Here is a 13809-nt window from a genome sequence, read left to right as displayed (position 1 = left end):
TTTCCCTTTTTCCTGCATAAACTTTTAGCAGGCTTGATGAGTCACTTATGTATTTTATTTTAAAAATTATCGCCCTACTTCCGTTGTCTTTCCTACAACTTCTTGCAAGCTGGGTGGCTTGGTGGCTCAACCTCATCAATAGTTCCATGAAACGAATCACTGCAATCAATCTAAAAATTGCATATCCAGATTTAACACAAAAACAGCACAATGACTTAGTCAAAAGAAGCTTAAAAAGTCAGTGTATGACTTACTTAGAATTTATTAAATGTTGGGGGTCTACACCAGCTTATAGCCTAAATTTATTAAGTGAAATTCATGGTGAACAGCATTATCTCGACGCATTGAACAATAAAAAAGGGAGCATTATTGTTGTTCCACATTTTGGCTGTTGGGAATTACTCAATGCTTGGCTCAATTTATACACAGCCCCAGTGATTATGTATAAGCCTAATAAAAATAAAGGTATTAATCGTTATTTGATCGAAGCCCGTCAAAAAGCCAACGCCACTTTAGTTCCTACAGATGAAAGTGGAATTCGTGCCATTTTTAAACACCTCAAACAAGGTGGATTAACCGTTATATTACCTGATCATGTACCAAAACCATCTGGAGGAATTTTCTCAGATTTTTATGGACAGCATGCACTCAGTAGTACCTTAGTATCTAAATTAGCAAGTAAAACTCAGTGTAATGTTTTAGGCTTAAGCTGCATTCGTAACGAGCAGCAACCACAAAAATATTCTGTTCATTGTCAACCAATTGCAAATGAAATTCTATCAAAAGATCTTCAACTTTCTGTAGATACACTTAATACAGAAATGGAAAGGATGATTAACCAAGCACCTGAACAATATATTTGGTCATATAAACGTTTCCGTCGCTTATCTAACCAATGCAATATTTATCAAAAATCACATTAAGTTTGCATTTTAGAACATAAACATTAAAAAAATGATTGAAGATGCTTTACCTGATATTCAATTGAGATAAGTTCTCAAAAATGGCATACTACAACTGTTCATTTTACAGGTAATTCTCCAATGGCTATGCGTCCCGATGTTCGTCGTCATACGATTGTTCTTATTGCATTTGCACTAATTCAGTGGGGCTTTGTCTTATATATTTTAAATCATCAATTATTTGATTTAGATAAATATGAACGTATTTTATTATTCTGCTTAAGCTGTTTTGGCGGTGGTTTCCTTATTATGGGATCGCTGATTTATTTAGTGATCAAAGGTAATGCAGATCAAAAATAAATTTTTAAAACGTATGAATAAATAGTTTTATTTACTCATACGTTACTTTGATGATTGAGTCATTTTAAATATTTCTTTTTCAATTGCTCAAAATAACTAGAGTCATTTAATCCATGCATATAGTTTATTTTATGAATGTTGGTTTTTAATAAAATACGCTCGAAATTATTTTCATTATATTCCTCTTTAAGTTGAATTTGTAATAAATGAGGAAAAGTGTCATCAATCAGTAAAAATGATTGTTCAAACGAAGGACGCTTTAATAATTCATTAAACATAATTTGAAAGATAAAATAATGTGGAATATCTTGTTGAGTTTTCCAAAAATTCATCATTATCTCAAAACAAATATGTACTCCTTTATTCTCTTTTTTAGCAACAATAAAACTATTTAGAACATTTACAACATGTTCTTCACCCCAACCAAAATAATCAGTGTTAAAAGCTGTCCAAAAATCTTGATTTTCTGCAGAACTAACACGCTGAAACATAAAAAAATCTTGTTTTAAAATCACAGGATCAATTGGTGCTGTTAATAAAATCGTTGCATCAATCCAAATTCCTCCGTAAAGATCTAATAATGCCAGACGAATTAAATCTGCAAAAAAGGCAGGTTTAAATTGGGCATTTTTTTTCTTTTCCCAAATAAAGTCAGGTAAATCTAAATATTCCTGAACACTTTTTTCATCCAGTCGAATGACATGATAATCACCTTTGAAACGATCAACAGAAGCAAAACATAGTTTTACCGTATCATTTTGCTGTGCGGCAGCCAAGCCTTGCCCCCAGTATTGCCAAATGATTTTTTGATCAGTAAATTGCTTTTTAGCTTTTAATTGGAAATGATCTAACTTTCCATCAAAATATTGGTCTAAAAAAATATTCCAAAGTTTTGCTACATGTTGCTTCTGTAAAATATTTGCTTGTTTTTTTTGCAATTTTCGCTTTTTTTTAGGTACAAATATTGAATAAAATGTTCGCCAAGGCTGTTTTTTGAGACGTTTCAAACGCACAGTCTGAACTTCATCTTGAGAAAATAAATTAATCATATTTAGATCAAGGCTTTGATTGGCTAGATTATTTATTTTATTCTGTGACATTAAAAACCCATCCATTTTTTTATACGATCTATTATATCTAGTTGCTGATCTGCAAAAAGTTTAAATACATCAAACCATTGATCCTCACCTAAATAGTGTATTTCAAAAAGTTCTGGTTCTTTTAATAGTGTCGTTAAATAAACGCCTTGATCATCATCAACAATATGTTGATTTAGCATATCGATTTGACATTGATATACTAAATTTGAAAATGCTAGCCACTTTTCAGGAGCTGCAACAATTACACCACCAATAATAAATGCTTGGTTATTAAAAATTGCATAATTTACATTTTCTTGATTAATATCAAAAACTTTTTTAATCGAAAAAAAGTGAACTTTTTCTAAGGAAAAAGAAAAATTCCATGCTTTAATTTTATTTAAAGTTTTTAAATTTCGACAATACCCAAAATCCACCCATGCAGCTAAAGATGAATTCACAAACCCTTCCTTAATGGCTTTTTTGACAAAATATGATTTTAAATTCGTCACTAAAACATATTCAGCCGACCAATATTCAGGATTTTTTAATTGTTCAGCGCCAATATTTTTTTTAAAATCTTCACTTTTTTGAATATCTTCAATAGCTTGTTTACATGCATAAAACTTTTTATCTAAACAGATATCAATAATCGTTGTAGGCTTGTCTTTTCGAATCGCTTTGATTTTAGCCACATAATCTGTACTGGTAAAAATAACCATATGGTTTTCAAGATGAGCTAAATTAGAAAAATACTTAAAATATTTTTCTGTAGAACGCTCTAAATAACAAGGATGCCCATTTTCTACGCTCCAGCTTCCTCGTCCAATATCAAAAAAAGCAGTAATAATTGTAATTGACATTGAGTTGACCTATTTTGGGTACTTACTTAACATTATTTTAAAAATTCTTTTTAAAATCGAAACCTTCCATTTATAAAGTATCGTTTTTTGTACTTTTTCCTCTTTATTTAATAATTTTCTTTCTTGCTCAATATAGCTTTGCCCTGTTGAAATTTCATCTAGCTCTGGATGATCAAATAAAAAAGTCGCATAAAATTGACATGTTGAATCATAATCACGGATTTGTGACCAATGATCACATCCTTTTGGAACTTCATGATAACGTATTAATAACTCTGCCATTTTTCGGTCAATAATATAAGCATAAGTGTAAAATAAACGTCCGAAATAAATAGGATGTAACTTTAATACAGGCGTATGATTTATTTTTTCTATTAAAAAATTTCCACGAACTTTAGCACTACTTTTTAATTGTATTCCCCCCATACTTAAAAAAAAGCATGGATTTAAATTCAAACTTTTAACCTGAGTTTCTAAATCATTTAAATCTAAATCATGTAAACAAATCGCATCATCTTCAAAAATACAAGCATATTCTTCATCTGAAGCTAAAAAATCTTTAAATGCAGTCACATGTGATAATGTACAGCCTAATTCTGCAGGACTTAATGCTTTTTTACGTCCTGCAACAGCAAGTTTAAAATATTCTGCTGTTGGTAATTGGGCACCAATTACACCTATTTTTTTAAATTCATTTTGGTATTTTCCAAAAGTTGGTTGCGCAAAAAAACCAGCCAAACGAGGACTATCTGTTTTTTCAATACTAATTAAATATTTCTTCACCGCACAAACCTAAAATAACTATTTGGAACCTCATTATTATATTTCATTCATCACTCAAATAGTAATGCCATATAGCCAGTATGAATAGATTTTTTGTAGTAAGAAGATTATGATCTGTTTTTATTTTTTTATGATTTAAGCAATATGGAACAATTTGGTTTTTCTTCTGAGTATTATCATATAAAGATTGAAGAACTATTAAATCTTAATGATGCTCCGACTGAATCTTCAACGAATACTAAAACAATGACAAATCAAGATGTTATTTTACTCATTGGTCAAGAGTCTAAAAATATTTCGGATGTGCTCTTTAAAGGTCGCGACATCTTAATTCAAGCACAAAAACAAGGTTTAACTCATTTTCCCACATGGATCATGTTTGAACAACGAGCACCACAACTTGGATTATTAGCCCTACTTAAACCAATTCGTAAAAAATATCTAGACTTTTCAACACAAAGCTATGAAATTGCACTCAGTGATATTATTGATAATCACCTTGAACGTAATTTAAAAAACGAAGAAACCGCTTATAATTATAGTGATCGCAATAAATGGGGCGTGCCTAAAGATCAACGCCAAAGTCGTTTCCACGATATTGATATTTCATTTAAAGAACATGGTTATGATAAAAATCATCCTATGGCAATTATGCTATGCCGTGGTTTAGGTGTAAAAGATAAACTACATCAAGGTCATCACCGTATGTTTTTTTGCCGAAAATATAATATTCCTTATGTCCAAGTACAATTTTTAGCAACCAATAGTTTTACAGGGCATTTAAAAACCTTCTTTTTATGGTTAAATAAAACCCTTAAATACAAGCAGGTGAACTAGATATGGCAACAGTTTCCATCTCGGTTGTTTTAACTCATTTTAATAAAGGTCTTCTTTTACAAAGAACGATTGAGTCTTTGCAACCTAACTTGCCTGAACTTTTAGAAATCATTGTAGCTGATGATGCTTCAACTGATCCAAATTGGAAAAATTTTTCCCAACAATTAGAACAACAATATCCTAAAGTTAAAATTATTCACAATATCGATAATAAAGGTCCTGCAAACCGTCTCAATCAAGGAGGCAACGCAGCACAAGGTGATTATCTATTTTTTATGGATGCTGATGATGTGCTTGCACCCAATCGTTTGAAACAAATTGTCGAATTGATGCAAGCTGAAAACTGCGATTTATTTTATGGTAATAAAGTCAAAATCCGTGATTTAGCAGAAATTCAAAACTATCCAACAATGGATACTTCGACTATTGAACAACCACTGACCTACATGATTCAGCACAACATCATGGAAATGTGTGTCATGTGTTCAAAAGAGGTCTGGCAAAAATCTCAAGGTTGTAACTCAAGCTTATTTATTCAAGATGAATCTCTGGCTTTAGAATTAGGTGTAGTTGCACAGAAATTATTATTTACCGAAACTGCCACCGTTTTTGTAATTTTAGATGCTGAAGAAACCAAAACTAAACGGGGTGATAACCGTTTATCTCAAAATTTAAACCAACAACATCATGATATGTTTTTTACTATTTATGATTTTTTAAACGATTATCCACTTGATCAAATTCAACAAAATTTGCTCAAGAAAAAGGCTTTGTCAACGTATTGGAAAAGTCTAAAATCCCGTGATCAAAAAAGTTTAAAAGAGTTTTTTTATTATGCTTTAGCCAAAAGAAATCCACAAAAATGGTGGAATTCTCGTGCTGAGCAGCTTAAATCTTACTTCTCTCAATTGGATCATGTTCGCAAACCACGTGCATAACTGATTAATACATTTTTCTGCTTTTATTTGATGAGCTGTTCGAGAATATATTCCATGTCCATTCCTAAAGTGATTCACCAGATTTATTTACAAGGTGAAGATAATATTCCTGATAATATCAAAAAATCAGTGATTGAATTGCGTGAACGTAATCCTGATTGGGAATATCGCCTTTATGATGAAACACAAATTGTGGACTATATTCAACAATATTATGATCAAAAAACATTAGATACTTATTTATTGATCCAAGAGAATTATGCTGCTGCTCGTTCTGATTTTTTTCGTTATTTACTCATGTATCAAGAAGGTGGAGTTTATCTTGATTTAAAAAGTTCATGTGCTGTGCCTTTTAATGACATTTTACGTGCAGATGATGAGTTTATTATTTGCGGTTGGGAAAATGAAGAAGGACAACAGTATCAAGGTTATGGCATTAACAAACATCTAAAATTTTTAAAATATGGCGAATATCAACAATGGAATATTATTGCAAAACCACATTCACCATTTTTAAAAGCAGTCATAGATGAAGTTAGTTTTCGTATCCATGACTATACCCCAATGAAATATCATGTGGGACGTAAAGGTGTACTGAACACTACAGGACCTGTGCCCTACTCCATTGCTATTGAAAAAATAATTCAAACACAACAATATAAATATCGTTATGAACGTTTTGCTGGTCAGTTTGGGCTGATTTATATCAATGCAGATACAACTGTGGTGAATAAAAATCACTACCGCCTACAAATCAACCCTGTGGTTAAGCTCAACACATTTAACCAAATACTTTATAAATTATGGCTTTATTTACTTCATCCAAGAAAAGCCTTTAAACAGCATAAATAATTGCTTTGTAAGATTAAGCTCGTTTACCTAACTTCAAACGTAACTTCACTGCAAACATTGAATCCTTACCGCTGATTTTAATCCGTTGTAGTTGCATAAAGTCAGGGCTTAGACCATCAATGCCTTCTTTGGTGGTGACTGCATTGTGATAACCTGCCTGTTTTGCCAAATCAACATCACGCTGTGAATAGATTCCAAAGGGATAAGCAAAACTTGTCACCGCTTGCTGAGTCAGTTGCTCCAGTTGTATTTTTGAGTCCTGTAACTCATGCAGACACTGCTCATCCGTCAATTTATCCAAATTGGCATGAGTTAAGGTATGTGAACCAATTTCAACCAAAGCACCTTGTGCCAAAAAGCGGACTTGTTCATCATTAAGTTTAGGCTCACGTGCCAATTCACCACTATTATGATGGGCTTTTTTATAAGTAGACCAATCACGATCATGACGATCAACCACCACATAAATCGTAGCTTTGGCTTGATATTTTTCTAAAATAGGATAGGCATTTTCCAGATTATCCAGATAGCCATCATCAAAGGTAATGGCAACCGTTTTTTCAGGGTGTTTGCCCCAATTTTGCTGTAATTCCTGCATGGTCACAAAACGAAAACCTTGTGCTTTCATCCATGCGATTTGCTTTTCAAACTCAGCAGGCTTGACCCGTAATTTATTGAACTTCGCACCCTCTATATGCTCACGTACCATGTGATACATCAGAACACGCGGACGTTTCCAGTCTACAGCAGGTTTCCACCATGCATATTTCATGCTGAATGCAATCATTAAAACCAACAGTAAAATGAGAATATAAATCACGGTCATGACCAGTTATTTTGCTAAAAGATATGTTGCCACACGATCTGCTTCTTTAAAAGTCTGTGCTTGTGGTAAATCGGCAATGTTTTCAGCAGTGGAAATTAAATGCGCTGTCAAAATCTGATCTATAGATTGCGTGATTCGATCTTGCTTGCTGCGATCAATTAAAATCGTCCCGACTTTACATCCTGCTGTCAATGCCTCAAAAATCATTGAAACACTGTCCTCTGTCACCCAAACAGCTTCTGCCAGTTGCATTTGCTCAAAAATCCAGCCTTGTGGTGTTTGCTCTACAGGAAAAATTTGCAATGTTTCTGCATATTTTTTTTGCTTTAATTGACTCAAAAAATCTGAGGGTGTACGTCTTGATGTGGTTAAAATGATATCGCCATGAGGATTTTGCTGAACAATATTTTCAATTGCAGTTAAAACTTTTTGATCATTCCATGTATGGCGTTTTGATGAACCACCCAATGCAATCAAAATGCGACCTGAAATATGCCGTTGCTCATCCACAATGGGATTCAGCGCGCCTCTGCTCACAATCACATTGCCCTGTTCTGCCACACCATCATGTTCAGGAATCACAGCATAATCAAACCATGAGAATGGAAAATTTGGCTTCATCAAAATGACTGTTTTTGCCTGTTTATAGATTTTGCCTAATAACAAAACCCTGAATTGAGTGTGGCTTCCCACTCCAAAGATATAATCTGGTGTTTGTTGAAGCTGAGGAATTTTATGCTGCATTATTCCCATGATTAAAGGAAAAATCGCAAGTTCCGCAATTGAGATCTCTTCAAAAGTGACAGCTTGCGTAGATTGTCTTTGCATCGCTTTAAACAAGCCGATTGCCTGTGAACGATGTCCTGCTTTTCCATCACTGACGTAGACAATATGCATGAAAACCCTTATTTAACTGCCATAAAAATCATAAAAAAAGGCGAAACCAAGTTCCGCCTTTTTATCTTAACCGATCAACTTATTTTACGTAAGTCAACCAATGCGCATATTTAGGGTCTTTGCCCTGAACTGCATCAAAGAATGCTTTTTGAATTTTTTCAGTGATTGGACCACGTGCACCACAACCGATTTGACGGTCATCATACTCACGGATTGGTGTCACTTCAGCAGCAGTACCTGTGAAGAACGCCTCATCACCAATATAGAATTCATCACGTGTAATACGACGCTCAACCACTTCAATACCAAGATCTTTGGCAATGGTAATAATCGTTTGACGGGTAATCCCATCCAATGCACCACCTGCGATATCAGGTGTATGTAATGCACCATCTTTGACCAAGAATACGTTTTCGCCAGAACCCTGACATACATAACCCTGTGGATCCATGAGCATTGCTTCGTCATAACCTGCTTTTGCCACTTCCTGGTGTGCAAGAATAGATAAAGTATAGTTACCCGCAGCTTTTGCTTTACACATGGTCACGTTTGGATGGTGGTGCGTAAATGATGAGGTTTTTACACGAATACCCTTCGCCATCGCATCTTCACCCAGATATGCACCCCAACCCCATGCAGCAACTGTTGCATGAATGGCGTTATCTGTTGCAGCAATACCGAGTTTTTCCGAACCAATAAAAATGATTGGTCGCAGATAGCAAGATGCGAATTTATTTTCACGAACAACATCAATCTGAGCTTGTTCTAAAGTTGCTTGATCAAATGGAACATTCATTTGATAAATTTTTGCAGAATTCAGTAAACGCTTAGTATGGTCCTGAAGACGGAAAATTGCTGTTCCATTTGGAGTTTCATAGGCACGGACACCTTCAAACACACCCATACTATAATGTAATGTATGAGTTAAAACGTGGACTTTCGCCTCACGCCAGTCAACCATTTGTCCATCTTGCCAAATAAAACCATCACGATCAGCCAAGTTCATGGCGCACACTCCAAATTTTTACACAATTATTCACTTTCCAATGCGAAAGTCGCAGTTGGATCAATTAATCTTTGCCATAACTTACAAACGACCTCTCGGGTATCGTGCCAATCCGCAGCATTGACTTGCATATTATGATTGGCAAGTGCAAGGCGATGGCTCTCGGCGCGTTCGCTTAGATAGGCTTGAATCAATGCAGATACATCGTCACTGGATAAGCAACCTGCCTTGGCTGCATCTTCAAGGATTCGTACATTGTCGGAATAATGGGCGAGATCAGGATTCGTCCCACTCCAGGCTAATACAACATACTGTGCCATAAATTCGATGTCAACGATACCACCTGCATCCTGTTTTAAATGAAAAATTCCATCTTTTTTCTGTTCTTTAGATGAACCCAGATAATCTTTCATTTTTTGCCGCATGTTCAAGACTTCTCTGCGGACAGTTTCCTCTTCTCGGGGCAAAGTCAAAATCCGACAACGTAGTTGTTCAAACTTGGTTCTTAAGGTGACTTCACCTGCGATAGAACGCGCTCGTACAATCGCCTGATGCTCCCATAACCATGCATTTTTTAATTGATATTGTTCAAAAGCTTTTAGGCTCGTCACTAAAAGCCCCGCCTCACCTGATGGACGCAATCTAGTATCAACTTCATAAACTCGTCCATCGAGTGTCTGTGTGGTCATTAAAGACATAAATTTCTGTGCAACGCGCATAGCAAACTCAAAACCACTAATGACTTTCATACCATCAGTATCGGTTTGTTCATCCATATAATGAATAAAGACCAAATCCAAGTCCGAACCATAACCCAATTCAATTCCACCCAATTTACCATAGCCTGCAACAACAAAAGCCATGTGATCAAGTGAACAACGCTGCCCTTCTGCGTCTAATGGATAACCATGCCGTTTCGCCACAGTTTGATAAGCCAAATTTAAAGTTGCAATGACAGATACTTCGGCAATATCAGTCAAGGCATCCGATACTTTCATGAGTGGACTTTCCGCCAGCACATCACTTGCTGCAACAGTTAAGACATTGGATTTTTTAAATAAACGCAAGACACGCATTTGATCTTCAACTTGATCAATTTCTATGCGGAGTAACTGTTGACGTAATGAATCTTCCAGATCTTTGCGTTTTGGCAATTCAAAATCCATAGACAAAAATTCATCTAACAATACTGGATAATGCGTCAATTCCTCACAGATCCAAGGGCTTACTGTTGCCATTTTCACAAGACGTTGCAATGCACCTTTACTTTCAATCAACATCACCAAATACACGGTACGGCGCATAACCGATTCGACTAAGGGCATGAGACGCATCAAAGCCACTTGTGGTTTATTTGACTGTAAAATCGCTTCAATCAAATGTGGCCAAAACTCTTTTAATCGTTGTACCGCTTTTGCTGGTAATTTTTTAATCGCATGCCCAAACCAAAACTCATGTACGAGATTTTTAGCATCAGCATCTAATACTTCATCCAATTTTTTTTCGAGCTGACTAAAACTTTCAGCAGGTGAGTCATAACCTTTTTCTTTAATCAAATGCTCAAATTGATAAATTACTTTATTACGTTTTTGATTGAGAAAATCTAAAAATGCTTCCCATGTTGCAAAACCTAAAGTCTGATAAATTCGTTTGCGTAGTTCAGGTTCTGTAGGTAAAGATTGGGTTTGTTGATCATTTAAAGCTTGTATCGCATGTTCAACACGACGAAGGAAAAGATAAGCATCCTCAAGGTCTAAAACTGATTGAGGGTCTAATAGCCCAACTTCACCCAAATGTTTTAGGCTGACTAAACATTGACGATCTTGCAACTCTAATTTTGAACCACCATAAATGAGTTGAAATACTTGAACAATAAATTCAACTTCACGGATTCCACCTGCACCTAGCTTAATATCATCTGCAATATTACGACGAGCAACTTCACGCTCGATCATGGCTTTCATTTCACGCATCGCTTCAAAAGCGGTGTAATCTACATATTTGCGAAAAACAAAAGGTCGCGTCATTTCTAACAGCTCATCCCCTTCTTTCCCACCAGACACGATACGCGCCTTAATCCATGCATAACGCTCCCATTCACGCCCATGCTGACTGAGATATTTCTCTAATGCGACGTGACTAATTGCCAGTGCTGAACCATCACCCCAAGGGCGTAAACGCATATCGACACGAAATACAAAACCATCTGCGGTAATATGCTCCAACAAATAAATCAGCTTTTGTCCCCAATGAATACAAAACTGCTGAACTTCAACGCATTTGCGACCGTTGGTTTCTCCCTGTTCATCAAAAGCAAAAATCAGGTCAATATCACTTGATAAATTCAGCTCTTGCGCACCCAGTTTACCCATCGCAATCACAATCAGATCTTGCTCTTTGCCATTGTAGCCAATCGGCTCTCCATACTTGGCAATTAATGGAATTCTTGCAAAATCTTTGGCTGCATTAATACTCGCATCAGCAAAATCAGAAAGTTCACGTGTCAATGTAACAACATCTGTAAGTTGATTAGCATCTTGCCAAATCCAACGAAACATCAACCGAGCACGTAAAATACGAATGGCTTTCATCCACTCGGCTTCTTCTTGTAAATTTTTTAACGTGTCTTGAACGAGATGCTGTAATTGCGCCGTTGATAACGATTGTTTAAATGCATCAAAGGCATAATCTTGTTGTAAAATTGCTTGATGTAAACTTAAAACCTGTTCTGCATACTGACTTGCACCTAAAGTTTTTTGCAATTGCTCAGCGTTCATCGAAAAAGCCTATATTTCTTAATCTATTTTTATCTTTATATCAGTTACAGCCTTCTTGTGGTCAATATTTTTCGCTTGAAATCAAAGTAAAATTGAGCTTTAAACTTTCACTCGTTCTTTAGGACTATCGTGTTCATTCATCAATGATTGATGTGCGTTTTTAGCGATGGGTAATACAACTTTAAATGTTGTACCTTTACCTTGTTGGGAAGTCACAGAAATTTCGCCATGGTTTAAATCTACAAATCTTTTACATAAGACCAAACCCAAACCTGTCCCTTTTTCTCCTGCTGTCCCTTTAAAACTTGCATTAATTTCTGGCTCAAAAATCTTTTTTATTTGCGCATCTGTCATACCTAATCCTGTATCTTGGATCAGAATTTCGATGCCGTTTGAAATTTCTCTTGCAGACATGCGCACCTTCCCTGAACCATCTACATGGGTAAACTTAAGCGCATTAGAAACCAAGTTTTGTAATAATGACGTAATCATATTAATATCGCCACATACTTTTAATTCTTCAGGAATATCATCAATTAACAAAATATTTTTATTTACAGCCAAACTATTTAAAACATCAAAAACAATTTTAGAACTTTGTTTTAATTTAAAATTAATAGGATGATAAACAAAACGTCCACCTTCTGCCATTGCCCAATTTAATAAGTTCTCTAATAAATTATATGTAGACTGAGCTGTGTCATATAAATATTCTGAAATATTATGCACACTTTCTTCATCTAAACTTGCGCGCTCTTGTGCTAATACTTCTGAAAAACCCAACAAACCGTGAAATGGTGCTCTTAAATCATGAGCAATAATCTGAAAAAATTTAGTTTTACTAAAATTTAATGCAAGTTGTTGTTCATATAAGTCTTTTAATTCTTCGTGTTCTCTGTTCATTTCAATGACTTTAATCAGCCCTTGAATAAAATCCTGCACAAATACATCATTTTCTTGATCAAAATTTTCTGTTTTATCATCAAAAAAAGTCACTTTACCCAGTGATTCTTGCTCATTTTTTTGAATATCAAAACAAATAACTCGATGATGATCTACACCAATATCAATAAGATGCTGTGAAAATGACGCATAATTTGGATGTGTAGGGTCTATTTTCTGATGACCCGCAAAATAAAAATGCAAATTGGCATCTGGACTTGCTAAAAAAGCTTTAAATTCAGATTGATTTGAATACCAAACATAAGGTTCATTGGCAAATGAGATAATGGCATTTTCTACATTTAGTAATTTTCTTGCTATTTTTAAAAACCGCTCAACAGAGTTTTCTTGACTTAATACGCCGAGTAGTAATGATAATTTACATGCGCTCAGCTTGTCAGCCTGACCCATCTCTAAGAGCTTTAATCTCATGGCTGCCTCGTTTTTAGATGACAAAAAGATAACGACCTACAATGTTTTACATGATTTTACGCTTTTATAATATAACAACAATATTTAGCGAATTATATAGTCACTGGTCAATAATATTGAGTTATATTAATGAGGTATTTTTCAACTTCTTAAATAAAAATAATTTTTAAAAAGCATATAAAATTCATTTAAAACAATTCCTTTTAAACACCTAAATAAAACCAAAAGATAAAATAAAAATAACTCAATGAAGATAAAATATATTTTATTACATTTTAATTTTTTATTTACTTAAATTTATTTTTCTCTGAGCTT

The 13809-nt window shown here is 34.7% G+C and carries 13 protein-coding genes; 5 read left to right on the top strand and 8 right to left on the bottom strand.

The genetic code is table 11. The features are described from left to right. Nucleotides 1–47: 47 nt before the first annotated feature. Both C9E89_RS04405 and C9E89_RS04400 read left to right on the top strand, forming a co-directional pair. A complete protein-coding gene (locus tag C9E89_RS04405; RefSeq protein WP_107008072.1) occupies nucleotides 48–923 on the top strand; it encodes a lysophospholipid acyltransferase family protein in 876 nt (291 codons plus the stop codon). A gap of 120 nt (nucleotides 924–1043) precedes the next feature. Beyond that, a complete protein-coding gene (locus C9E89_RS04400; protein ID WP_107008073.1) occupies nucleotides 1044–1262 on the top strand; it encodes a hypothetical protein in 219 nt (72 codons plus the stop codon). 59 nt (nucleotides 1263–1321) lie between these two features. On the opposite strand, the gene C9E89_RS04395 is transcribed toward C9E89_RS04400, so the two are convergent. The 3 genes from C9E89_RS04395 to C9E89_RS04385 are packed head-to-tail and all read right to left on the bottom strand — an operon-like array spanning nucleotide 1322 to nucleotide 3987. Beyond that, a complete protein-coding gene (locus tag C9E89_RS04395) occupies nucleotides 1322–2362 on the bottom strand; it encodes a capsular polysaccharide synthesis protein (RefSeq protein ID WP_107008074.1) in 1041 nt (346 codons plus the stop codon). Further along, the gene (locus tag C9E89_RS04390) at nucleotides 2362–3204 is read right to left on the bottom strand and encodes a WlaTC/HtrL family glycosyltransferase (RefSeq protein ID WP_107008075.1); all 843 of its coding nucleotides are present in this window, start codon (nucleotides 3202–3204) and stop codon (nucleotides 2362–2364) included. The genes C9E89_RS04395 and C9E89_RS04390 overlap by 1 nt, the downstream gene beginning before the upstream one ends. A 9-nt stretch (nucleotides 3205–3213) precedes the next feature. Next, entirely contained in the window at nucleotides 3214–3987 is a 774-nt protein-coding gene (locus C9E89_RS04385) for a glycosyltransferase family 25 protein (protein ID WP_107008076.1), read from the bottom strand. A gap of 144 nt (nucleotides 3988–4131) precedes the next feature. On the opposite strand from C9E89_RS04385, the gene C9E89_RS04380 reads away from it, so the two are divergent. Genes C9E89_RS04380 through C9E89_RS04370 form a run of 3 tightly spaced genes read left to right on the top strand, consistent with a single transcriptional unit; the run spans nucleotide 4132 to nucleotide 6614 of the window. Continuing rightward, nucleotides 4132–4824, top strand: a complete 693-nt coding sequence (locus C9E89_RS04380) for a hypothetical protein (protein WP_107008077.1) — start codon at nucleotides 4132–4134, stop codon at nucleotides 4822–4824. A gap of 2 nt (nucleotides 4825–4826) precedes the next feature. Further along, the gene (locus C9E89_RS04375; RefSeq protein WP_107008078.1) at nucleotides 4827–5762 is read left to right on the top strand and encodes a glycosyltransferase family 2 protein; all 936 of its coding nucleotides are present in this window, start codon (nucleotides 4827–4829) and stop codon (nucleotides 5760–5762) included. Between the two features lie 54 nt (nucleotides 5763–5816). Beyond that, nucleotides 5817–6614, top strand: coding sequence for a glycosyltransferase family 32 protein (locus C9E89_RS04370; RefSeq protein ID WP_107008079.1), 798 nt, complete (start codon nucleotides 5817–5819; stop codon nucleotides 6612–6614). A gap of 13 nt (nucleotides 6615–6627) precedes the next feature. Here the strand turns inward: C9E89_RS04370 and C9E89_RS04365 are convergent, their stop codons facing one another. The 5 genes from C9E89_RS04365 to C9E89_RS04345 form a co-directional block, all read right to left on the bottom strand. Further along, nucleotides 6628–7434: a polysaccharide deacetylase family protein gene (locus tag C9E89_RS04365; protein ID WP_107008089.1), complete on the bottom strand. Its 807-nt coding sequence runs from the start codon at nucleotides 7432–7434 to the stop codon at nucleotides 6628–6630. Nucleotides 7435–7446: 12 nt separating this feature from the next. Beyond that, nucleotides 7447–8337 (bottom strand): ELM1/GtrOC1 family putative glycosyltransferase, encoded by an 891-nt coding sequence (locus tag C9E89_RS04360; RefSeq protein WP_107008080.1) that lies wholly within the window; start codon nucleotides 8335–8337, stop codon nucleotides 7447–7449. Between the two features lie 79 nt (nucleotides 8338–8416). Then, the gene (locus C9E89_RS04355) at nucleotides 8417–9343 is read right to left on the bottom strand and encodes a branched-chain amino acid transaminase (RefSeq protein ID WP_107008081.1); all 927 of its coding nucleotides are present in this window, start codon (nucleotides 9341–9343) and stop codon (nucleotides 8417–8419) included. Nucleotides 9344–9369: 26 nt separating this feature from the next. Next, complete coding sequence (glnE, locus tag C9E89_RS04350; RefSeq protein WP_107008082.1) at nucleotides 9370–12120, bottom strand: bifunctional [glutamate--ammonia ligase]-adenylyl-L-tyrosine phosphorylase/[glutamate--ammonia-ligase] adenylyltransferase; 2751 nt, start codon at nucleotides 12118–12120, stop codon at nucleotides 9370–9372. Between the two features lie 99 nt (nucleotides 12121–12219). Next, nucleotides 12220–13494, bottom strand: coding sequence for a sensor histidine kinase (locus tag C9E89_RS04345; protein WP_107008083.1), 1275 nt, complete (start codon nucleotides 13492–13494; stop codon nucleotides 12220–12222). Nucleotides 13495–13809: the final 315 nt, after the last annotated feature.

The organism is Acinetobacter sichuanensis (genome assembly GCF_003024515.2).
In the GTDB taxonomy this organism is placed as follows: Bacteria; Pseudomonadota; Gammaproteobacteria; order Pseudomonadales; family Moraxellaceae; genus Acinetobacter; species Acinetobacter sichuanensis.
Note: the sequence above shows the minus strand (reverse complement) of the source record. Positions and strands in the feature narration are given on the sequence as shown.

Coding starts and splice junctions, on each gene's coding strand:
- C9E89_RS04375 (WP_107008078.1), top strand. CDS start 4,827: ATGGCAACAGTTTCCATCTCGGTTGTTTTAACTCATTTTAATAAAGGT.
- C9E89_RS04345 (WP_107008083.1), bottom strand. CDS start 13,494: ATGAGATTAAAGCTCTTAGAGATGGGTCAGGCTGACAAGCTGAGCGCA.
- C9E89_RS04405 (WP_107008072.1), top strand. CDS start 48: ATGTATTTTATTTTAAAAATTATCGCCCTACTTCCGTTGTCTTTCCTA.
- C9E89_RS04360 (WP_107008080.1), bottom strand. CDS start 8,337: ATGCATATTGTCTACGTCAGTGATGGAAAAGCAGGACATCGTTCACAG.
- C9E89_RS04390 (WP_107008075.1), bottom strand. CDS start 3,204: ATGTCAATTACAATTATTACTGCTTTTTTTGATATTGGACGAGGAAGC.
- C9E89_RS04400 (WP_107008073.1), top strand. CDS start 1,044: ATGGCTATGCGTCCCGATGTTCGTCGTCATACGATTGTTCTTATTGCA.
- C9E89_RS04355 (WP_107008081.1), bottom strand. CDS start 9,343: ATGAACTTGGCTGATCGTGATGGTTTTATTTGGCAAGATGGACAAATG.
- C9E89_RS04370 (WP_107008079.1), top strand. CDS start 5,817: ATGTCCATTCCTAAAGTGATTCACCAGATTTATTTACAAGGTGAAGAT.
- C9E89_RS04395 (WP_107008074.1), bottom strand. CDS start 2,362: ATGTCACAGAATAAAATAAATAATCTAGCCAATCAAAGCCTTGATCTA.
- C9E89_RS04380 (WP_107008077.1), top strand. CDS start 4,132: ATGGAACAATTTGGTTTTTCTTCTGAGTATTATCATATAAAGATTGAA.
- glnE (WP_107008082.1), bottom strand. CDS start 12,120: ATGAACGCTGAGCAATTGCAAAAAACTTTAGGTGCAAGTCAGTATGCA.